The 20,389-nt window shown below is 72.5% G+C and carries 18 protein-coding genes; 8 read left to right on the top strand and 10 right to left on the bottom strand.

What is annotated here, in order from left to right; translation table 11 throughout:
* Positions 1-122: 122 nt before the first annotated feature.
* From ACFTXQ_RS15575 to ACFTXQ_RS15565, 3 genes are all read right to left on the bottom strand, one after another.
* Positions 123-677 (bottom strand): GNAT family N-acetyltransferase, encoded by a 555-nt coding sequence (locus tag ACFTXQ_RS15575; RefSeq protein ID WP_382640830.1) that lies wholly within the window; start codon positions 675-677, stop codon positions 123-125.
* Positions 678-698: 21 nt separating this feature from the next.
* Positions 699-2,939, bottom strand: a complete 2,241-nt coding sequence (locus tag ACFTXQ_RS15570) for an MMPL family transporter (RefSeq protein WP_382640827.1) — start codon at positions 2,937-2,939, stop codon at positions 699-701.
* 137 nt (positions 2,940-3,076) lie between these two features.
* Positions 3,077-3,490: a signal peptidase I gene (locus tag ACFTXQ_RS15565; protein WP_382640824.1), complete on the bottom strand. Its 414-nt coding sequence runs from the start codon at positions 3,488-3,490 to the stop codon at positions 3,077-3,079.
* A gap of 60 nt (positions 3,491-3,550) precedes the next feature.
* Between ACFTXQ_RS15565 and ACFTXQ_RS15560 the strand changes: the two genes are divergently transcribed.
* From ACFTXQ_RS15560 to ACFTXQ_RS15545, 4 genes are all read left to right on the top strand, one after another.
* A complete protein-coding gene (locus tag ACFTXQ_RS15560; RefSeq protein WP_382641014.1) occupies positions 3,551-4,345 on the top strand; it encodes a GNAT family N-acetyltransferase in 795 nt (264 codons plus the stop codon).
* Positions 4,346-4,434: 89 nt separating this feature from the next.
* Positions 4,435-4,944 carry a DinB family protein gene (locus ACFTXQ_RS15555; protein ID WP_382640822.1) on the top strand — a complete coding sequence of 170 codons (510 nt, stop codon included), beginning with the start codon at positions 4,435-4,437 and terminating at the stop codon, positions 4,942-4,944.
* 70 nt (positions 4,945-5,014) lie between these two features.
* The gene (locus tag ACFTXQ_RS15550; protein ID WP_382640819.1) at positions 5,015-7,159 is read left to right on the top strand and encodes a penicillin acylase family protein; all 2,145 of its coding nucleotides are present in this window, start codon (positions 5,015-5,017) and stop codon (positions 7,157-7,159) included.
* Positions 7,156-7,758, top strand: coding sequence for a GNAT family N-acetyltransferase (locus tag ACFTXQ_RS15545; RefSeq protein ID WP_382640816.1), 603 nt, complete (start codon positions 7,156-7,158; stop codon positions 7,756-7,758). The genes ACFTXQ_RS15550 and ACFTXQ_RS15545 overlap by 4 nt, the downstream gene beginning before the upstream one ends.
* Here ACFTXQ_RS15545 and ACFTXQ_RS15540 read toward each other — a convergent pair.
* Entirely contained in the window at positions 7,724-8,530 is an 807-nt protein-coding gene (locus ACFTXQ_RS15540) for an alpha/beta fold hydrolase (RefSeq protein ID WP_382640813.1), read from the bottom strand. The genes ACFTXQ_RS15545 and ACFTXQ_RS15540 overlap by 35 nt on opposite strands.
* 157 nt (positions 8,531-8,687) lie before the next feature.
* On the opposite strand from ACFTXQ_RS15540, the gene ACFTXQ_RS15535 reads away from it, so the two are divergent.
* Complete coding sequence (locus ACFTXQ_RS15535) at positions 8,688-9,512, top strand: helix-turn-helix domain-containing protein (RefSeq protein WP_382640811.1); 825 nt, start codon at positions 8,688-8,690, stop codon at positions 9,510-9,512.
* On the top strand, positions 9,509-9,748 hold the full coding sequence (locus tag ACFTXQ_RS15530; RefSeq protein WP_382640808.1) for a DUF397 domain-containing protein: 240 nt from the start codon (positions 9,509-9,511) through the stop codon (positions 9,746-9,748). The genes ACFTXQ_RS15535 and ACFTXQ_RS15530 overlap by 4 nt, the downstream gene beginning before the upstream one ends.
* An 11-nt stretch (positions 9,749-9,759) precedes the next feature.
* Here the strand turns inward: ACFTXQ_RS15530 and ACFTXQ_RS15525 are convergent, their stop codons facing one another.
* Positions 9,760-10,284, bottom strand: a complete 525-nt coding sequence (locus tag ACFTXQ_RS15525; RefSeq protein WP_382640805.1) for a hypothetical protein — start codon at positions 10,282-10,284, stop codon at positions 9,760-9,762.
* A gap of 211 nt (positions 10,285-10,495) precedes the next feature.
* Between ACFTXQ_RS15525 and ACFTXQ_RS15520 the strand changes: the two genes are divergently transcribed.
* The gene (locus tag ACFTXQ_RS15520; RefSeq protein ID WP_382640803.1) at positions 10,496-11,956 is read left to right on the top strand and encodes a serine/threonine protein kinase; all 1,461 of its coding nucleotides are present in this window, start codon (positions 10,496-10,498) and stop codon (positions 11,954-11,956) included.
* A 93-nt stretch (positions 11,957-12,049) separates the two neighbouring features.
* Positions 12,050-13,816, top strand: a complete 1,767-nt coding sequence (locus tag ACFTXQ_RS15515; protein WP_382640800.1) for a protein kinase — start codon at positions 12,050-12,052, stop codon at positions 13,814-13,816.
* A gap of 66 nt (positions 13,817-13,882) precedes the next feature.
* On the opposite strand, the gene gatB is transcribed toward ACFTXQ_RS15515, so the two are convergent.
* The 5 genes from gatB to ACFTXQ_RS15490 form a co-directional block, all read right to left on the bottom strand.
* Positions 13,883-15,376, bottom strand: coding sequence for an Asp-tRNA(Asn)/Glu-tRNA(Gln) amidotransferase subunit GatB (gene gatB / locus ACFTXQ_RS15510; RefSeq protein ID WP_382641012.1), 1,494 nt, complete (start codon positions 15,374-15,376; stop codon positions 13,883-13,885).
* 38 nt (positions 15,377-15,414) lie between these two features.
* Positions 15,415-15,657: a hypothetical protein gene (locus ACFTXQ_RS15505; RefSeq protein ID WP_382640797.1), complete on the bottom strand. Its 243-nt coding sequence runs from the start codon at positions 15,655-15,657 to the stop codon at positions 15,415-15,417.
* Complete coding sequence (gatA, locus tag ACFTXQ_RS15500) at positions 15,654-17,156, bottom strand: Asp-tRNA(Asn)/Glu-tRNA(Gln) amidotransferase subunit GatA (RefSeq protein ID WP_382640794.1); 1,503 nt, start codon at positions 17,154-17,156, stop codon at positions 15,654-15,656. Before gatA ends, ACFTXQ_RS15505 begins: the two co-directional genes overlap by 4 nt.
* Positions 17,157-17,161: 5 nt before the next feature.
* Positions 17,162-17,458 (bottom strand): Asp-tRNA(Asn)/Glu-tRNA(Gln) amidotransferase subunit GatC, encoded by a 297-nt coding sequence (gene gatC / locus ACFTXQ_RS15495; protein ID WP_010984178.1) that lies wholly within the window; start codon positions 17,456-17,458, stop codon positions 17,162-17,164.
* Between the two features lie 538 nt (positions 17,459-17,996).
* Positions 17,997-20,177: a putative bifunctional diguanylate cyclase/phosphodiesterase gene (locus ACFTXQ_RS15490; protein ID WP_382640791.1), complete on the bottom strand. Its 2,181-nt coding sequence runs from the start codon at positions 20,175-20,177 to the stop codon at positions 17,997-17,999.
* Positions 20,178-20,389 lie beyond the last annotated feature (212 nt).

The following is a 20,389-nucleotide window of genomic DNA, read 5'->3' as shown; positions in this document are numbered from 1 at the left end:
CCTGGCGGAGGGCGTGGGGGGGGGGGGCGTGGGTGGGGCGCTGGGGGGCCCCGGTGGGCGGCCGCATGGGGTGGTTCTTGTGAAACCGGGCCGGCCCCGCGGCGGCGGGGCCGGCCGGCGGCTCAGGCGGGACGGACGGCGGGCCATTCGTGGGCGAGGACCGCCCAGACCTCGGTGCTCTGGCGCACGCCCCGGTGCAGGTGGTTCTCCCGCATCACGCCCTCGCGGGTCAGGCCGAGGCGCTCGGCGACCGCGATGCTCTTCTTGTTCCCGGTGGCGACGTGCCACTCCACGCGGTGCATGCCGCGCCCGTTGAACGCCCAGTCGATGAGGACCCGGCAGGCGGCGGTGACGAGCCCGCGTCCGGCGGCGGCGGGCTCCAGCCAGCAGCCGACCTCGCAGTTGCCGCCGGCGGCGTCGAAGGCCGGGTAGAGCACGCCGCCGCGGAGGGTGCCCTCGACCCAGATGCCGAAGAACCGGGTGCTGTCGTTCGCGGCCTTCTCGGCGTTGGTGCGGAGCAGCTCGCGCGCCGAGTCCAGGTCGGTGGCGCGGTCCGGGAAGCCGACGTACTGGCCGATGAACTCGCGGCCGCGGTCCATGTGGGCGAGGAACTCTTCGGCGTGCCACACCTCCAGCGGCTTGAGCTGGGCGTCTTCGGCCAGGTCTATCGCGTACATGCGTGGGGTCCTTACGGCTGGTCAGCGGGACACGGGTACGGCGTCGGCCGGCTTCGCGGTGTCTCCGCCCGGCCTCTGTGCCGGAAGTTTCGCATGCGGACCGCGTTCCGGGGCCTCAATGCTGATCTTGGGGAGCCGCCGGTCCAGCCAGGCGGGCAGCCACCAGTTGGCGCTGCCGAGCATGTGCATGAGGGCCGGGACGAGCAGGGTGCGCAGGACGAAGGCGTCGAGGGCCACGGCCGCGGCGAGCGCGATGCCGAACATCGCGATGATCCGGTCGCCGCTCAGTACGAAGGCCAGGAACACGGCGATCATGATGACGGCCGCCGAGTTGATGACCCGGCTGGTTTCGGCGAGGCCGACGCGGACGGCCCGCCTGTTGTCGCCGGTTTCCAGCCATTCCTCGTACATCCGGCTGACGAGGAAGACCTGGTAGTCCATCGACAGTCCGAAGAGGACGGACACCATGATCACGGGCAGGAAGGGTTCGATCGGCCCGGCGCTGCCCAGGCCCAGCAGCTCGCTGCCCCAGCCCCACTGGAAGACCGCCACGACCACTCCGAAGGAGGAGGCGACGGCGGCGACGTTCATGGCCGCGGCCTTGAGGGGGATGCCGATCGAGCGGAAGGCCAGCAGCAGGAGCACGCAGCCGAGGGCGATCACCACGCCCACGAAGAGCGGCAGCTTGCCGATGATGACCTCGGCGAAGTCGTCGTAGCCGGCGGTCACCCCGCCGACGTGGACCTGCATGGAGTTGCCCTGCCCGGCTCGCGGGACGACCTCCTCGCGGAGCCTGTCGACGAGGTCGCTCGTGGCCCGGGACTGGGGGGCGGAGTCCGGTACGACGATCAGGACGGCGGTGTCCCCGCTCCGGTTGAAGACGGCCGGGACGGTGGAGGCGACGCCCTTCGTCGTACGGAGCGTGTCCGCCAGCCGGTCGACGGCGAGGCGGTCGCCGGCGCCGTCGAGGCGGGCGACGACGGTGAGCGGCCCGTTCGAGCCGGGGCCGAATCCCTCGGCCAGCAGGTCGTAGGCCTGCCGGGTGGTGGAGCCGGCCGGGTTGTTGCCCTGGTCGGAGGTGCCCAGGTGGAGGGAGAGGGTGGGCAGCGCCAACACGAGCATGACGGTGGTCGCGAGGAGGCCGAGCAGCTTGGGGTGCCGCTCCACGAAGGCGGACCAGCGGGCGGCGAAGCCGGTGGTCCGCTCGGGCTGGGGCCCCTCGGCGGCGAGCTTGCGGCGCTCGCGCCGGGAGAGGGCGCGCAGGCCGATGGCGGAGAGGAGGGCGGGGAGCAGGGTGACGGAGGCGGCGACCGTCAGGACCACGGTCACCGAGGCGGCTATCGCGACGCCGTTGAGGAAGTTCAGCCGCAGCACCAGCATGCCGAGCAGCGCGATGCAGACGGTGGCGCCGGCGAAGACGACGGCCCGGCCGGTGGTGGCGACGGCGTTCTCGGCGGCCTCCTCGACCGCGAGTCCGCGGGCCAGGCCCTTGCGGTGCCGGGTGACGATGAACAGCGCGTAGTCGATGCCGACGCCGAGGCCGATGAGGGTGCCGAGCATCGGGGCGAAGTCGGCGACCGGCATGGCGTGCCCGAGCAGGGTGATGCCGAAGTAGGCGGTGCCCACGCTCACCAGGGCGGTCGCGATGGGCAGCAGGCTCGCGGCGAGCGAGCCGAAGGCCAGGAAGAGGACGAGCGCCGCGACGGCCACGCCGATGACCTCGGCGAGGTGGGCCGTGGGGGCCTCGGTCAGGCCGATGGCGCGGCCGCCGAGTTCGACCTGGAGGCCGTCGGTTTCGGTGGCGGGGTTCTTCGCCGCGTCGACGACCGCCCTGGCCTGGGCCTTGGGTACGGAGTCGGCCTGCTCGTCGAAGGTGACCACGGCGTAGGCGGTGCGCCCGTCGGGGCTGATCTGCGCGGCGTTCTCGGCGCCGGGCCCGTAGGGGCCGGTGACCGATCCGACGCCGGGCAGGCGGGCGATGGTGTCCAGCGCCCGGGTCATGCGTTCCTCGACGGCCGGGGTGCGGGCGCTCTGGTGGGCCGGGGTCCGCCAGACGACGGTGTCGGTGTCCCCGCCGTGCCCGCGGAAGCCCTCGCGCAGGAGGTCGTTCGCCTTGCCGGACTCCGTGCCGGGGACCTCGTAATCGTTGGAGAACGCCGATCCGGCGGTCGTCGCGGCCGCCGCCGTCCCGCCGAGCGCGAGCAGCCAGATCAGTACGGCGAGGAGTCGATGCCGCATGCACCAGCGGGCGATTGCTGCCAACGGACGTGCTCCCTGGTGGTTCGGATCTTTACCGGGAACAGCCCGCCGCAAAGAACGCACAGAACAGAACTCTTGAACTGATATACACCGCTACGATCTCAGCGTTTCGTGATCGTTGGCCCCTTTCGTGTGCATCGTCACAGGGCTGCGGGGAATGTCGCGGTTTCCGGCTCGGTCTCCGGCTCGTCGGTCCGGTAGCCCGGAATGGAGGGCCAGCGGACGGTGAGGACCACCGCGTCCTCCTCGGCGTACCAGGAATGGTCCACTCCGCGGCCCCAGAGCACGTAGTCCCCCTGCTCGGCGAGCACGACGGTCCGCTCCGGGAACTCCAGCCGGAAGCGCCCGCTGATCAGCACCAGCAGCGCGGTGCGCCGCTCGCCGGTGGCCCAGCGCTCGCGCTCCTCGCCCTTGGCGTGGACGCCCCACTTGATCTCCACGTCCGCGCTGTGGCGGGGGTCCCCGGGGTCCTTGAAGTGGCCGAGGAGCCAGCCGCGGTCGGCGGCCGCGTCGGGGGCGGCCTTGCCGGTGTAGATGGTGGAGTCGTCGTTCACGGGGTGAGGCTAATGCAGTTGTGCGGCCGCGTCGGACACTGATCAGCTGGGGCGATGACGATGGATCTCCAGGAACTTCAGAAGGTACGGGGACGGTTCGACGCCGAAGTGCGCGAGGGCGCGCGGCCGGACACCGCACAGGCCCGGGTGGAACGGGTGGGCGCGGTGGTCCGGCAGACCGTGCCTGGGCTCGGGTGGAGCGGCGTGCTCTGGTCGGACCTCGACGAGGCGACGGCGGACGCGGAGATCGCCGCGCAGGTGGCGTTCATCGCGGAGTGCGGGGCGTCGGAGTTCGAGTGGAAGCTCTACGACTACGACCGCCCGGCGAACCTCGGCGACCGGCTGCGGGCGGCGGGCTTCGTGCCGGAGCCGGCGGAGACGCTGATGGTGGGGTCGGTCGCCGAGCTCGCGCGGCTGCCCCTGGAACCGCCGGAGGGGATCACCCTGCGGGTGGTGACGGACGAGGCCGGGGTCGACCTGATGATGGACGTCCACACGCGGGCCTTCGGAACCGAGCGGCCGCGGATCCGGGAGCTGATGCTGGACCTGCTGCGGGACGAGCCGGAGACGATCGCCGCCGTCGTGGCGATGGCGGGCGACACCCCGGTGAGCGCGGCCCGGATGGAGATGCGGCCCGGCTCGTCGTTCGCGGGCCTGTGGGGCGGCGGCACGGCCCCCGAATGGCGCGGCCGGGGCATCTACCGCCTGCTGGTCGCCCACCGCGCCCGCATCGCGGCGGACCGCGGCATCCCGTACCTCCAGGTGGACGCCTCGGACGACAGCCGCCCGATCCTGGAACGGCTGGGCTTCGCGGCGCTGGCGGTGACGGTTCCGTACGTGTGGGCGGCCGAGTAGAGGAGTCCCGGCCGGTGACGCCGGTGGCGGCTCCGCAGGCGGAGGCAGAAGCCTTCCGCGGCGTGGAACCAGAGGGCAGGATCGTCCGCATGGACCGCATCGAACGCATCTCCCCGCCCCTCACCGGCGACGAGCGCGAGACCCTCCGCGCCTACCTCGACTACCACCGCGCCACCCTCGCCTGGAAGTGCGAGGACCTCACCGACGAGCAGCTGCGCCGCGCCTCGATGCCCCCCTCCACCCTGTCCCTGCTGGGCCTGGTCCGGCACATGGCCGAGGTGGAGCGGCACTGGTTCCGCCGGGTCCTGAACGGCGAGGAGCTCCCGCACCTGTGGTCGGACAGCCACGACTTCCAGGCCGCCTACGACGCCTCGGGCTCGGACCGCGCCGAGGCGTTCGGCGCGTGGGAGGCGGAGGTGGCCCACTCCCGCCGCATCGAGGCCGACGCCGCATCCCTCGACGTGACGGCTTTCGTGCCGCGCTGGGAGGAGGAGGCCTCGCTGCGCATGCTGATGCTCCACCTCATCCACGAGTACGCCCGCCACAACGGCCACGCCGACTTCCTGCGCGAGGCGATCGACGGAGTGACCGGCGCCTGAGGCGGGTCGACCCCTCCCCCGACACCCCTATAGTTAGGCCAGCCTAACCTAATTCAGCTTGGGGAAGAGGATGAGCAGCGTGACCAGCGAGAGCAGTGCCGGCAAGGACTACGAGGTCTTCCGCGACCCCTGGGGCATCCCCCACCTGCGCGCCTCCGACGAGCTCACCCTCGCCTACGCCCAGGGCCGGGTCACCGCCTTCGACCGCGCCTGGCAGCTGGAGGTCGAACGGCACCGCGCCCAGGGCTCCAGCGCCGCTTTCCTCGGCGCGGATTCCGTGGCCTGGGACCGCTTCGCCCGCCAGTGCCGCCTAGACGACACCGCCCGCCGCTGCCACGCGGCCCTCAACGCGCGGACGGCCGCCTGGGTCGGCGCGTACGTCGACGGAGTCAACGACGGACTGGCCGCCGGCGCCGCCCGCGACGCACGCTTCGCGCGTACCGGCCTGACCCCCACCCCCTGGGAGCCCTGGGTTCCGCTCTCGATCTGGACCGCCACGCACATCCTGTTCGCCGGTTTCGCCACCAAGCTGTGGCGCGAGCGCGTGGCCCGCGCCCTCGGCGACGACGCCGTCACCCTCTTCGCCACCGACGGCCCCGGCACCGCCGGCAGCAACGGCTGGCTCGTACCGGGCGACCGCACCACGAGCGGTTCGGCGATCATCGCGGGCGACCCGCACCGGTTCATCGAGGACCCGGGCGTCTACCAGCAGATACGTCTCTCCTGCCCGGACTACGACGTCCTCGGCCTGGCCGTCCCCGGCGTCCCGGGCCTCGGCCACTTCGGGCACACCGGCAGCGCCGCCTGGGCCATCACCAACGCGATGGCCGACTACCAGGACCTGTACGCCGAGCGGCTGCGGCCCACGGCGGACGGTACGGGCGTGGAGGCCCTGGGGCCGGAGGGCACCTGGGAGCCCGTCCAGCGGCACACCGAGACGATCACCGTGGCCGGCGGCGAGGACGTCGAGGTCGAGGTCCTGGAAACCGCCCGCGGCCCGGTGATCGTCCGCACGGCCGACACCGACCCCGAGCCCGCCGACACGGACACTGGCAAGGCCACCGCCACCGCCACCGCCACCGGTCAGTGCCTCTCCCTCCGCTACCCGCCCCGCGTCCGCGAGGACCTCGGGTTCGCCGCCCTCCCCGCCCTCCTGCGTGCCCGTACCGTCGCCGACATCGACCGCGCCCTCGACGGCTGGGCCGAGCCCGTCAACGTCGTCCACGCCGCCGACTCCGCGGGCGGCCTCCTGCACCGCGTCGCGGGCGCCGTCCCACTGCGCGACCGCGCCAACCGGCTGCGCCCGGTCCCCGCCTGGGACCCCCGCCACACCTGGCGGGGCGGCTGGGCCGAGACCCCCGCCGAGCCGGTGCAGGGCTTCGCCGTCATGGCGAACGCCCGCGGGATCGCCTCGCCGCTCGGCGTGGAGTTCGCGCCCCCGCACCGCGCCAACCGCATCCGCGCGCTGCTCAGCGGCTCCGCGGACTGGACCCCGAAGGCGATGGCCGACGTACACGCCGACACGCACCTGGCCTCCGCCGAGCCGCTGCTCGCCCTGCTGCCCGCCTTCGAGGGCCTGACCCCCGCGGCGGATGCGCTGCGCGCCCGACTGCTCGCCTGGGACCGGCACATGGCGGCCGACAGCGCCGATGCCGCCGTCTTCGCGGCCTTCCGTACCGCGACCGTACGCCGCTTCGCCGCCGACCCCGTCTTCGCGGACCTGGCCGGCGCCCCCCGCGGCCCCGAGGTGTTCCACCCGTGGCTGTACCTGGTCCCCCGGATCGGCTACGCCCTCGAAGGCCTGCTCGCCACGCCCCTCCTCCCCTCCCTCGACCGGGCGGCCCACGTGCGCGCCGCCCTGGAGGAGACGGCCGCGGCCGGCGCCCCCGACACCCCCTGGGCGGAGCTCCACCGCCTCACCCCGTGGTCGGCGCTCCCGGACCCGGAGGCCGAGTGGCCGGGCCTCGGCGGCGACCACGACTGCGTGAACGCCACCTCTTCCGTCCCGGGTTTCACCGACCTCACCGCCCGTGCATCGGCGGCCCGTTACGTCTGGGACCTCGCCCGCCGCGAGGACAGCCTCTGGGCGGTCCCGCTGGGCGCGGACGGCGTCACCGGCACCCCCCACCACCGCGACCAGCTGCCCCTGTGGGCGCGCTGCGAACTCGTCCCGGTCGTCACCGACTGGGCCCGCCTCACCAAGGAATCGATATGAGCTCGACCCGACGGCCCGTGTACACGCACCTCGTCGAGGGCTTCGGCACGGTCACCATCACCCCCGTCGACCCGGCAGCCGACTCCGGCCTGATCCACGGCTGGGTCACGCAGGAGCGGGCCCGTTTCTGGGGCATGGGCGGGGCCGGCCGGGAGCTGGTCCAGGAGATCTACGAGGACGTCGACCGCCGCACCACGCACCACGCGTTCATCGCCGCCCGCGACGGGGTGCCGGTCGCACTGTTCCAGACGTACGACTGCGCCGAGGACCGCGTCAGCGAGTGCTACGAGGTCCAGCCCGGTGACGTCGGCGTGCACCTGCTGATCGCCCCCGGCGACGGGGCCCCCGAACGCGGTTTCAGCGGGGGCCTGCTGACGGCCTTCCTCGCCCACCTCTTCTCCGACCCCGCCACCCGGCGCGTGGTGGCGGAGCCGGACGCCCGCAACGACAAGGCCCTCGCCCGCCTGGAGCGGACCGGTTTCACGCTCGGCCCGGAGATCGAACTCCCGGAGATCGACCTGCCCGAGGTCTACCTCCCGGCGAAGAAGGCCCGCCTCTGCTTCCTCAGCGCACCGGAGCCTCGGCCAGAAAACCGGTGACCAGCGCGGCCCATTCGGCCGGGCGCTCGGCGAACGGGAGGTGCCCGGTGGGCAGTTCCGCGAGTCGCGCGCCCGGTATGGCCTCCGCGAGATCCCGCTGGAGGGAGAGCGGCACGAGCGGGTCCTCGGTGGTCGCGATCACCAGCGTCGGTACGCCGACCCCCGCGGCCTCGGCGCGCAGATCGGCACCCTTGAGCAGGTCGACGTGGTCGCCCGCCCCGGCCGGGATGTTTGCGGCGGTCGCCAGCACCACCTCCTCCGCCTGCTCCGGGGTCAGCCCCTCCAGCACCGCCGGGTTGAGCGCGAGCGGGACCAGCAGCCTGGCCAGCAGCTCGCTCTCGCCGCGCGCCGCCAGCCCCGACCACAGGTCGGCGACCAGCTCCAGCCGGTTCCCGGCCCGGACGAAGGTGGCGGTGAGCACGAGCGCGGTGACCCGCTCGGGGTACCGGGCGGCGACCCGGAGGGCCACGTTCCCGCCGATCGAGTACCCGAGCACGGCGAATCGCTCCAGCCCCTCCGCGTCGGCGGCGGCCACCAACTGATCGGCCAGCTCGTCGAGTTCGAGCGGCTCCTCGGACTTCGGGGTTCCCCCGGTCCCGGGGTAGTCGACGCCGACGACGCTGTGGCGGGCGGCCAGCTCCTCCAGGATCGCGCCGAAGTTGCTGTCGACGGCCCCGCCGCCCCCGTGGGCCAGCAGGAGCCCGGGGCCACCGCTCTCCTTGCGGACGGTGCGGGCGTAGGGGGCGGTCTTCGTGATGACGGACACGGACATGGCGGGACCTCGTTATTTCTGTAGCGGTCGTTACGGATTCAACCATACACAGATTCCGTATCGATCGCTACAGAACTCAGCCCGTACAACGGTTTTGTACGGGTGCCGTACGGGCGGTTCGTGCGTCAGCGGGGCCGCCGAGGGGGAAGTGACCGGCATGCCCCACAGCAACAGGCCACAGCGCAACGCCTCTTGGAAGGTCGTCGGCGTCCTGCTGGCCCATCAGCGCAAGCGCGCCCGGCTCACCCAGGAACAACTCGCCGAACTGGCCCACTGCGACGTCGAGTCCATCGCCTCGGTGGAACAGGGCCGCAGGCCCCTCTCCACGAAGATGGCCGAGGTCCTCGACTCCCTCCTCGACTCGAAGGGGGCCCTGCTCGAAGCGGCGGAGGCGATCCCGCGCCGCGAGCGGTATCCGGCGTTCGCCCGTGACTACATGGAGCACGAGGAGGAGGCACTCAGCCTGTTCTGGTACGAGAACGCCGCCATCCCCGGCTTGCTCCAGACCCCGGAGTACACAGCGGCGCTCTTCGCCAACTTCTACCCGCCGCTGCCCGCCGACCAGATCACGCAGCAGACCGAGGACCGCCTGGCCCGCCAAAAGATCTTCCAGCGCAAGCCGCAACCGCCAGTGATGCACTTCATCATCGAACAGGCCATGCTGGAACGCCCGATCGGCGGCCGCGAAGTCCTACGGGGACAGCTGCGTCATCTGCGCGCCATGGCCGAACTCCCCTTCGTGGGGATCCAGATCATCCGCACCCATCGCGAGACCCACGCAGGCCTCAACGGCCCGATGATCCTGCTGGAGACCCCCGACCACGACCAACTCGCCTACCTGGAGGGCCAGCACGTGAGCTTCCTCCAAGACGACCCCGACGAGGTCCATCTCCTCCATCTCAAATATGGGATGCTGCGTTCGCAGGCGCTCTCCATCGAGGACAGCAAGCGCCTGCTGGACGACCTGCTAGGAGAGTCATGACGCACCAACTGGCCTGGTTCAAGTCGAGCTATAGCGGTGACGCCGGCGGCGCCTGCCTCGAAGTCGCCTACCACTGGCGGAAGTCGAGCTACAGCGGCGATGCGGGCGGCGACTGCGTCGAGGTGGCCGCCCACCCGGCTGCCGTCCACGTCCGGGACTCCAAGGTCACCGACGGCCCGGTCCTGACCGTCGCCCCCGCCACCTGGGCCGCCTTCGTCGACGACGCCACCCGCTGACCGGGCGGTCCTCACTCCTCGCGCGACACTCCCAGGTCGGCCCGCATGGCCGCCCGCATCTCGCGGAGCGGCGCCCAGATGGCCTGCTGGGCCTCCGCCGCCCGGTCCATCGACTCCCCCGGGTCCGGCGCGCCCCGCTCCAGGCGCTTCACCTGCCCGTAGACCCCCGTCAGGGCATGGTTGACCGCCCCCGCGGACGCGAGGACGGGATCGGGGGCGATCATCTGCGCCTCGGAGTAGCGGTCGCGGAAGGCGTCCTTCGCGGCGTCGAGCGCGGCCCGGTCGGCGTCCTCGGCCCGGCGTTCCCGCATGGCGTGCAGGTGGCCGTTGAGGGCGGTGGCGAACTGCCGGGCCTCCCGGTTGAGGTCCACATAGCAGCTGCGCCGCAGCGCCAGGTTCTCGCGCACCTCGTCGTGCCGGCGCACGAGTTCGATCTCCCGCCTCTTCGTGCGCTCCGCGCCCCGCTGGGTGAGCAGCGCGCCCCCCAGCGTGCCCGCGACACCCGCCACCGCGATGACCATCGCACCGATCTCCACTGGCCCGCCCCTCCCCAACCCGTCTTCCCCGCACACAGTGTGCCGGGCGTCCCGATTCCCATTGACCCCGCCTCCCCCGGCCAGCGAAGCTGATCTCCATCAACTCTCTGGCCTTGGGGGTAGGTTGAGCAGCCAGAGGCTGTGTATCGGACCTGACACGGCGCCCGACCGGTATCGGCTGCTGCGGTCCATCGGACGCGGCGGGGAGGCCGTGATCCACCTCGCGGAGATCGACCTGGCCGGCGGGGTCGAGCCCGTCGTCGTCAAGGTGCTGGACTCCCGGCAGACGATCACCACCGAGGAGTTCGGCCGGATCAGCCAGAAGTGGAACGAGCAGGCGGAGCTGCTGCGCTTCGTCCACCGCCCCGGCGTCGTGGGCGTACGGGAGCACTTCGAGGGACCGCCGATCCACCGGCCCGGCGAGGCCTCCGACGTCACCGGGCGGTCCCTGGTCCTCGTCATGAACCACGTGGACGGGCTCGACCTGCGCGACTGGCGGGCCGAGCGGGACCTCTCCCTGCCCGCTGATCGGCGCGAGATCATGCGGACCCTGGAACAGCTGGCCGACGTACTGGACTGGCTGCACTCGGGGAAGGCCACCCCCTCCGGACGCCAGGTCATCCACGGCGACCTCTCCCCCGGCAACGTCATGGTCGACGCCCACGGCCAGGCCACGCTGGTGGACTTCGGCCTCAGCAAGCTGACCGCCGACCACCAGACCGCCGAGATCTGGTTCACCCCCGGCTACGCCGCCCCCGAGGTCTTCGACGGCAAGCGGACGCCGGGCACGGACCGGTACGCCTTCGGCGCCATCGCCTACTTCCTGCTGAGCGGCCAGTCGCCGCCCGCCGTACCGGGCCTGCTGGCCGACGCGATCGCCGCGCTGCCGCAGATCGCGGTACTGGACGCGGAGCGACGGGCGCGGATCGCCGCGCTCTGCTCGGCCGATCCGGAGCAGCGGCCGCCCGGCCTGACCGCCTGGGTGCACGACGTCCGGGCGGCCGTGGTCTCCGTACCGCGGGACGTCCAGGACACCCCGCCGATGCCGCCGGCCCCGCCCCTGTCGCCGCCGCCGTCCCCGCCCGCGCCCGCGCAGAAGCGGCGTCGCGGCCGGGTCCTGGGCGGCGTGGCCGGGGTGCTGGTCCTGGCGGCGCTCGCGGTGCTCGGCGTACGGCTCCTCGGCGACAAGGACGGGGACGGCTCGAAGCAGGCGGGCGGCAACCGCCCCGCGGCGCAGCCCTCGGATTCACGCTCGGCCCCGCCGGACTCCGACGGGGTCTCGCTCACCACCCTGGCCCCGGCCGCCAAGAGCGAGTACGCGTGGTTCGACGTGGGCAAGGGGTCGCTCAACGGCCAGCAGTACGACACCGCCCTGGTGTCCGCGGGCCCCTACAAGATCTGCGACGGCTCGGCCGCCTACGACCTCGGTGGCGGCTGGAAGACCCTCAGCATGGTCGCGGGCGTCGACGACTCCTCCACGCATCCGACAGCGCGGATCAACGTGACGGTCGACGGCTCCTCCGTGTGGGCCGGCGAGGTCCGGATCGGATCGCCGAAGCCCCTGTCGCTCGACGTCGCGAACGGCCGGCGTCTGGAGATCTCCTACGAGGACCCCGCCCGCAACTGCGGTCTGGGTCCGCTCACTCTGGGAGCCCCCACCCTGAAGAAGTGACCGTCACCCTAACGGGACACCGGTTCCCATTGACCCCGCGCGGCCCGTGGCTGGAAGCTGATCCCCACTCACACCATGGGCGCTGGGGGGAAAATGACCAGCCGGAACCTGCACATCGGGCCGGACGCGGCAGCCGACCGCTACCGGTTACTCCGTTCCATCGGGCGCGGCGGGGAGGCCGTGCTCTATCTCGCGGAGATAGAGCTGGCCGGGGGGTCGGAGCCCGTGGTCGTCAAGGTGCTCGACTCCAAGACGACCATCACCCCCGAGATCTTCGACCGGATCAGCCAGAAGTGGAACGAGCAGGCGGAACTGCTGCGCTTCGTCCACCGCCCCGGCGTCGTGGGCGTACGGGAGCACTTCGAGGGACCGCCGATCCACCGGCCCGGCGAGTCCTCGACCCTGACCGGGCGGGCGCTCGTCCTCGTCATGAACCACGTCGACGGGCTGGACCTGCGCGACTGGCGGGCGGAGCGGACCCTCGCCACCGCCGCCGAGCGTCGCGAGGTGATGCGCACGCTGGAGCAGCTGGCCGACGTACTGGACTGGCTGCACTCGGGGAAGGCCACCCCGTCCGGGCGCCAGGTGGTCCACGGCGACCTCTCGCCCGGCAACGTCATGGTCGACGCCCACGGCCAGGCCACCCTGGTGGACTTCGGGCTCAGCAAGCTGACCGCCGACCACCAGACCGCCGAGATCTGGTTCACCCAGGGCTACGCGGCGCCGGAGGTCTTCGACGGCAAGCGGACGCCGGGCACGGACCGGTACGCCTTCGGCGCCATCGCCTACTTCCTGCTGAGCGGGCAGTCGCCGCCCGCCACGCCCGAGCAGCTGTCCCAGGCGCTGGCCGCGCTCCCGCAGATCGCCGTACTGGACGCCGAGCAGCGGGCGCGGATCACCTCGATCTACTCGGCGGATCCCGCGCAGCGGCCGGTGAGCCTGGCGGGCTGGATGAAGGACGTCCGCCACGCGGTGGTGTCCACGACCACCTCCACCTCCCAGCGCGCGGCCCAGGACACCCCGCCCAAGCCGGCCGCCCCGCCGCCCGCGCCCGTGGTGCCGCCGCAGCCGGTGCAGGCGCCGCCGACCGCGCCGGTGACGGCCCCCGACCCGGGCCCCGCCACGGTGCCCGGCTCGGTACCCGCCGGGTACGGGCCCGCGTACCACCCGATCCCGGCGCCCGCCCCCGAGCCGCCCCGTCCGAGGAAGCGGCGGACCGGTCTGGTCCTGGGCTCGGTGGCCGCCGTGGTGGTCCTGGCGGCGATCGCGGTGCTCGGCGTACGGCTCCTGGGCGACAAGGACGAGCACGACGCCGCGGCCAACGCGAAGCCCGGCGGGACGAGCGCGTCCGCCCCGTCGGCCTCCGCGTCGGCGTCCGATTCGGAGTCGGCGACTCCGTCCGAGGAACCCTCGGACTCCGGTTCCACTCCGGAGGGCTCGTCGAGCCCCGCGGCCCCGGGCTCGGTCAAGGACAGCAACGTGGCCGATCTGACCGTGCTGTCGTCGGTCGGCGAAGCCCACAACTTCGACGTCGGTTCCGCCAAGCTGAACACGAAGGAGTACGGGGCGGCCCTGCTCGGCAGCTGCTACTACGGTGCGACCATCGAGTACGACGTGAACCGCGCCTGGTCCACGCTGGAGTTCACCGCCGGCATCGACGACGGCGCGACCATGGAGCAGGCCCGCGTGACGATCTCCGTGGACGACAAGCCCGCGCTCTTCTCGGAGCTGGTCCACCTGGGCAAGCCGGTCACCAAGTCCCTCGACATCAAGGGGGCCCTGCGCCTGCGGCTGAAGGTGGAGGAGGGCTGCAAGGACACCGGCAGCGCCGTCATCGCCGCGCCCGTCCTCAAGCGCTGACGAAAGAGCGGTGGCCCGCACCGTACGTCGTACCGGTGCGGGCCACCGCCGTGCGGAACCGCTCGCTCAGCCCTCGGAGACGCCCAGGCGCTCCAGGATGAGCTCCTTGACCCGGGCCGCGTCGGCCTGGCCGCGGGTGGTCTTCATGACCGCGCCGACCAGCGCGCCGACGGCCGCGATCTTGCCGCCGCGGATCTTGTCGGCGATGCCCGCGTTGCCCGCGATGGCCTCGTCCACGGCCGCGCCGAGCGCGCCCTCGTCCGAGACGACCTTCAGGCCGCGCTTCTCGACGACCTCGTCCGGGGTGCCCTCGCCGGCGAGGACGCCTTCGAGGACCTTGCGGGCCAGCTTGTCGTTGAGCGAGCCGTCCGCGACCAGGGCCGCCACCCGGGCCACCTGGGCCGGGGTGATCGGCAGCTCGTCGACGGAGACGCCCTGCTCGTTGGCGTTGCGGGCAAGCTCGCCCATCCACCACTTGCGTGCGGCGGTCGAGTCGGCGCCCGCCTCGATCGTGGCGACGATGGAGTCCACCGCGCCCGCGTTGAGGATCGACTGCATGTCGTGCTCGTTGACACCCCACTCCTCGCGGAGGCGGTTGCGGCGCACGCGCGGCATCTCGGGGAGGCCGGCGCGCAGCTCCTCGACCCAGTCGCGGGCCGGGGCCACGGGCACCAGGTCGGGCTCCGGGAAGTACCGGTAGTCCTCGGCGTTGTCCTTGATGCGGCCGGCCGTGGTGGAGCCGTCCTCCTCGTGGAAGTGCCGGGTCTCCTGCACGATCGAGCCGCCCGACGAGAGCACCGCCGCGTGGCGCTGGATCTCGAAGCGGGCCGCGCGCTCGACGGAGCGCAGCGAGTTGACGTTCTTCGTCTCGCTGCGGGTGCCGAACTCGGACTCGGGGGTCGGGCGCAGCGACAGGTTCACGTCGCAGCGCATCTGGCCCTTGTCCATGCGGGCCTCGGAGACGCCGAGCGCCTTGATGACCTCGCGCAGCTCGGCGACGTACGCCTTGGCGACCTCGGGGGCGCGCACGCCCGCGCCCTCGATCGGCTTGGTGACGATCTCGATGAGCGGGATGCCGGCGCGGTTGTAGTCCAGCAGGGAGTGGGACGCGCCGTGGATACGGCCGGTGGCGCCGCCGACGTGCAGCGACTTGCCGGTGTCCTCCTCCATGTGGGCGCGCTCGATCTCCACGCGGAAGACCTCGCCGTCCTCCAGCTGCACGTCGAGGTAGCCGTTGAAGGCGATCGGCTCGTCGTACTGGGAGGTCTGGAAGTTCTTCGGCATGTCCGGATAGAAGTAGTTCTTCCGGGCGAAGCGGCACCACTCGGCGATCTCGCAGTTCAGCGCGAGGCCGATCTTGATGGCGGACTCGACGCCGATCGCGTTGACGACCGGCAGGGAGCCGGGCAGACCGAGGCAGGTCGGGCAGGTCTGCGAGTTGGGCTCGGCGCCCAGCTCGGTGGAACAGCCGCAGAACATCTTGGTCTTGGTGCCGAGCTCGACATGGACCTCAAGGCCCATGACGGGGTCGTACGAGGCGAGAGCGTCCTCGTACGACATCAGTTCGGTGTAGGTGCTCACGGTGAAACTTTTCCCTCTCAGCCCAGCAGGACGTCGTCGTCGCCCAGGCGCTTCAGCTCGCGGTACAGGATCGCGAGGCCGGTGACGATGGCGGCGGCGGACACGACGGCGTCGACGAGCTGCAGCGTGTCGTGCTCGGTGCGGGCCTTGCGGGCCTGCTTGATCACGCTGATGGCACCGAAAGCGGTGGTGCCGATCGACAGGTAGGTGCCGGACTTGGACTTCTTGAAGCCCTTGGCCTTGGACAGTGCGTTGCTCACAGCGACGGTGCCTCCTCAAGCAGCGGGTGGCCCCAGCGCTCGACGAAGGCGGCCTCGACGGCCGCGCCGACCTTGTACAGCCGGTCGTCCTTCATCGCCGGGGCAATGATCTGCAGGCCGACCGGCAGGCCGTCCTCGGGCGCCAGGCCGCACGGGAGCGACATGGCGGAGTTCCCGGCCAGGTTGGTCGGGATCGTGCACAGGTCCGCGAGGTACATGGCGAGGGGGTCGTCGGTGCGCTCGCCGATCGGGAAGGCGGTGGTCGGGGTCGTCGGGGAGACGATCACGTCGACCTGCTCGAAGGACTTCTCGAAGTCCTGCGAGATGAGCGTGCGGACCTTCTGGGCGGAGCCGTAGTACGCGTCGTAGTAGCCGGAGCTGAGCGCGTACGTGCCGAGGATGATGCGGCGCTTGACCTCGTCGCCGAAGCCGGCTTCGCGGGTCAGGGCGGTGACGTCCTCGGCGGACTTGGTGCCGTCGTCGCCGACGCGCAGGCCGTAGCGCATGGCGTCGAAGCGGGCGAGGTTCGAGGAGCACTCGGACGGCGCGATCAGGTAGTACGCGGCCATCGCGAGGTCGAAGGACGGACAGTCCAGCTCGACGATCTCGGCGCCCAGCTCCTTGAGGAGCTCGACCGACTCGTCGAAGCGCTGCACGACGCCGGCCTGGTAGCCCTCGCCGCGGAACTGCTTGACGACACCGACGCGCATGCCGGCGACGGAGCCGTTGCGGGCCGCCTCGACGACCGGCGGGACCGGGGCGTCGATGGAGGTGGAGTCGAGCGGGTCGTGGCCGGCGATGACCTCGTGCAGGAGCGCGGCGTCCAGGACCGTACGGGCGCAGGGGCCGCCCTGGTCGAGGGAGGAGGAGAAGGCCACCATGCCGTAGCGGGAGACGCCGCCGTAGGTGGGCTTGACGCCGACGGTGCCGGTGACGGCGGCGGGCTGGCGGATGGAACCGCCGGTGTCCGTGCCGATGGCGAGCGGGGCCTGGAAGGCGGCCAGCGCGGCCGCGGAGCCGCCGCCGGAGCCGCCGGGGATGCGGGTGAGGTCCCAGGGGTTGCCGGTGGGGCCGTAGGCGCTGTTCTCGGTCGAGGACCCCATGGCGAACTCGTCCATGTTGGTCTTGCCGAGGATGACGACGTCGGCTTCCTTGAGCTTGCGCGTCAGGGTGGCGTCGTAGGGCGGGATCCAGCCTTCGAGGATCTTCGAGCCGACGGTGGTCGGGACCCCGACGGTGGTGAAGATGTCCTTGAGGGCGAGCGGTACGCCGGCCAGCGGGCCGAGCTCCTCGCCGCGCTCGCGCTTGGCGTCGACGGCCGCCGCCTGGGCGAGGGCGCCCTCGCGGTCGACGTGCAGGAAGGCGTGGACCTTCTCGTCGGTCGCGTCGATGCGGGCCAGGTGGGCCTCGGTGACCTCGACGGCCGTGAGCTCGCCGGAGGCGATCTTCTCGGCGGTCTCGGCGGCCGTGAGCCGGATGATCGTGTTCGTGTCAGCCATGATGGTTAGTCCTCCCCCAGGATCTGCGGCACCTTGAAACGCTGCTGCTCCTGGGCGGGAGCGCCGGAGAGCGCCTGCTCGGGGGTGAGCGAAGGACGGACCTCGTCCGCGCGCATGACGTTCGTCAGGGGCAGCGGGTGGGAGGTCGGCGGTACGTCTTGGTCGGCGACCTCGGAAACGCGGGCGACCGCGCCGATGATGTCGTCGAGCTGTCCGGCGAAGTGGTCCAGCTCTTCGGCCTTGAGTTCCAGACGTGCCAGCCGAGCGAGGTGGGCGACCTCCTCGCGCGTGATGCCAGGCATGCAGCGATCCTCTGGGGGTGGTGAGTGTGTAGGTTTCGGGCCCAATCCTATGGGGCCCGCCCCCTGACCCGCTAAACGGTTAGCCGGGGCCGCTGCGCGGATGCCGGTACGGGGGCCGGGCGCGGGACCGCTGCGCGGGCCTTCCCGGGCTCCGCCCGGCCCCGCGCCTCAAACGCCGGCGGGGCTGGATACGCCCGGTGCGGCGCCGTTGCCGGGGGCGCTGCCCCCGTACCCCCGCTCCTCAAACGCCGGAGGGGCTGGATTTTGCTGCGCCGGCCTCGTAAGCGCGCCTCAAGAAGGCGCGCACCCAACCGGCGGCAGCGGCCAAAACCAGCCCCTCCGGCGTTTGAGGAGCGGGGTCTGGGGCGGAGCCCCAGCAGCGGCGCGGCACGATCCAGCCCCGCCGGCGTTTGAGGCGCGGGGGTCCGGGGGCGGAGCCCCGGCAACGGCGCCGCACCATCCAGCCCCGCCGGCGTTTGAGGCGCGGGGCTCGGGGGCGGAGCCCCCGTAGCGGCGCCGCACCCCGGATACGGCGGAGTCACACGGCGTCGGCCTCGGCGGCCGCAAGCTCGGCCGAGATGTCCGCCGGGCGGCGCCAGCCGCGTTCGCCGCGGGCCAGCAGCCACGCCGTGGCCTCCTGCGGGGGCATGGCGGCCGCGACCAGCCAGCCCTGGACGGCGTCGCAGCCCAGGTCCCGCAGCCGCTCCCAGGTCTCGTCGTCCTCCACGCCCTCGGCCACGACCAGCAGCCCGAGCGAGTGCGCCAGGTCCACCGTGCAGCGGACGATCTCCGCGTCCTGGGCGTCGACGGCGAGCCGGCCCACGAACGAGCGGTCGATCTTCAGCTCGCTGACCGGCAGCCGCCGCAGGTGCACCAGCGAGGAGTAGCCCGTGCCGAAGTCGTCCAGGGACATCTTCACGCCGTGGCCGGTCAGGCCCGCCATGGTGTCGGCCGCCCGCTGGGGGTCCTCCAGGAGCACGTGTTCCGTTATCTCCAGCTGGAGCCCGCTCGCCGGAACCCCGTGCCGGGCCAGCCGGGCGGCCACCGCACCCGCGAAGCCCGGGGTGTGGACGTCGCGCGGAGAGACGTTGACGGCGACCGGGACCTTCAGGCCCTGCGCCCGCCACCGCGCCACCTGCGCGAGGGCCGTCTCCAGCACGTACTCCGTCAGGTGCGGCATCAGCCCGGAGGTCTCGGCGATCGCGATGAACTCGTCGGGCGACACCCGGCCGCGCTCCGGGTGCACCCAGCGGACCAGGGCCTCCAGCCCCGCCACCTGCCCGTCGAAGCGGACCTTCGGCTGGTAGTGGAGTTCCACTTCGCCCGCGTCCAGGGCCCGGCGCAGGTCGCCGAGGAGGCCCAGGCGGTCGGGCGTGTTGCTGTCCCGCTTCGACTCGTACACCTCCACGCCCGTGCGGTCCCGCTTCGCCTGGTACATCGCCACGTCGGCCCGCCGCAGCAGCCCCTCCGCGTCCAGCGCGTGGTCGGGGAAGACGGCGAGGCCGGCACTGGCCTCCAGGACGAGCGTGAGGCCGTCCAGGTCCAGCGGGGAGCTGAGCTCCGCGACCAGGTGGCGGGCGATCCGCTGGGCGCTGGTGGTGGAGTCGGTGGTGGGGAGGAGGACGGCGAACTCGTCGCCGCCGAGCCGGGCCGCCTCGGCGTCCTCGGGCAGGGCCTGGCGCAGCCGCTCGGCGATCTGCAGGAGGAGCCGGTCGCCCGCCAGGTGGCCCAGCGTGTCGTTGACCGCGCGGAAGCGGTCCAGGTCGATCAGCACAAGAGCTGCCCGGGTGCCCAAACGTTCAGCCTCGTCCAGCGCGGACCAGGCCCGCTCCAGCAGCCACTGCCGGTTCGGCAGCCCGGTCAGCGGGTCGCGCAGCTGTTCCTCGGCGCGCGCCCGGGCGATCCACAGGGTGGAGTCCAGCGCGATGAGCGGTACGGCGAACAGCGGCAGCAGCACCGGCTGGGTGACCGCGACGGCGCAGATCAGCGGGGCGATGCCGAGCAGCGCGACGGCCACCAGCGCCTGGCGGACCAGGGCCGTACGGGCGGCGGTGGGCAGGCCGCCGCCGCGCGGGGCCAGCGCGAGCCACAGCAGGACGCGGGTAACGAGCAGGTAGGCGACGGCGACGAGGATGACCTCGGGGACCGCGTCCAGGCCCCAGCCGGTGGGCTTCCAGGGGGTCTCGACGGAGGGCGCCTCCCCGAAGGCGGCCAGTACGAGGGCCCCCGCGCCGATGCCGAGGACGTCCGCGGAGCCGTGCAGCAGCCCCTGCCGCCAGCGGTGCCGGCGTGCGGCCCCGACCAGGGAGACCACCGCCAGGGAGACGAGCCCGGCGGGCACCCACCCGTAGAGGATGAGCACGCCGAGGGTGAGGGCGGCGCCCGAGCCGGTGCCGCCCCACCAGCGGTCCCGGCCGAGCGCGACGAGGTGGCCGACGATGATGCCGGTGAGCAGGGCCAGCGCCCAGCCCACCGAGCCACCGGGGAACAGCGCATGACGACCGGTCAGCGCGGAGACCACGCCGGCCGCGAGCACGACGGCGGAGAGCCCCACGATGCCGAGCGCGAGCACGTTGCGGCGCCCGGATCCGCCCTCACCGAGGTCGAGCGGTCGCGTCTCCGGTGTCCTGGACCCCAGGACACCGAGCCGGCCCGCCCGCATGGACGGGAGTTCCCCGCCGAATTCAGGTGACGGGTCGGCGCTTTCGGTGGGTTTCATGCCCGTCCCTCTCACAGCCGGCGATGCCGATGTCACGCAATGGCCCTGACGTCATGCCATCACGGCTGGAATCGTGTCCGGCAGCCGTGCACGACAGGCGCACCCCTCAACAGTAGGACGCGGGAGGCTCCCAGGGGCAGCGGTCGGCGGTGGTTGCCCGAATGCGACCCAGCCATCCTCATCAGTACGGTATCCGCCGAACGGGTGAGTTT

This window comes from Streptomyces sp. NPDC057010 (genome assembly GCF_042673805.1).
In the GTDB taxonomy this organism is placed as follows: Bacteria; Actinomycetota; Actinomycetes; order Streptomycetales; family Streptomycetaceae; genus Streptomyces.
The sequence above is the reverse complement of the archived record's forward strand: the minus strand, read 5'-3'. Positions and strand labels throughout refer to the sequence as shown.

Bases quoted from the DNA above. Each gene is read 5' to 3' on its own strand.
- ACFTXQ_RS15545 (WP_382640816.1), top strand. From the start codon at position 7,156: ATGAGCTCGACCCGACGGCCCGTGTACACGCACCTCGTCGAGGGCTTC.
- ACFTXQ_RS15555 (WP_382640822.1), top strand. From the start codon at position 4,435: ATGGACCGCATCGAACGCATCTCCCCGCCCCTCACCGGCGACGAGCGC.
- ACFTXQ_RS15535 (WP_382640811.1), top strand. From the start codon at position 8,688: ATGCCCCACAGCAACAGGCCACAGCGCAACGCCTCTTGGAAGGTCGTC.
- gatB (WP_382641012.1), bottom strand. From the start codon at position 15,376: ATGTCGTACGAGGACGCTCTCGCCTCGTACGACCCCGTCATGGGCCTT.
- ACFTXQ_RS15575 (WP_382640830.1), bottom strand. From the start codon at position 677: ATGTACGCGATAGACCTGGCCGAAGACGCCCAGCTCAAGCCGCTGGAG.
- gatA (WP_382640794.1), bottom strand. From the start codon at position 17,156: ATGGCTGACACGAACACGATCATCCGGCTCACGGCCGCCGAGACCGCC.
- ACFTXQ_RS15530 (WP_382640808.1), top strand. From the start codon at position 9,509: ATGACGCACCAACTGGCCTGGTTCAAGTCGAGCTATAGCGGTGACGCC.
- ACFTXQ_RS15550 (WP_382640819.1), top strand. From the start codon at position 5,015: ATGAGCAGCGTGACCAGCGAGAGCAGTGCCGGCAAGGACTACGAGGTC.
- ACFTXQ_RS15540 (WP_382640813.1), bottom strand. From the start codon at position 8,530: ATGTCCGTGTCCGTCATCACGAAGACCGCCCCCTACGCCCGCACCGTC.
- gatC (WP_010984178.1), bottom strand. From the start codon at position 17,458: ATGCCTGGCATCACGCGCGAGGAGGTCGCCCACCTCGCTCGGCTGGCA.
- ACFTXQ_RS15490 (WP_382640791.1), bottom strand. From the start codon at position 20,177: ATGAAACCCACCGAAAGCGCCGACCCGTCACCTGAATTCGGCGGGGAA.
- ACFTXQ_RS15515 (WP_382640800.1), top strand. From the start codon at position 12,050: ATGACCAGCCGGAACCTGCACATCGGGCCGGACGCGGCAGCCGACCGC.
- ACFTXQ_RS15560 (WP_382641014.1), top strand. From the start codon at position 3,551: ATGGATCTCCAGGAACTTCAGAAGGTACGGGGACGGTTCGACGCCGAA.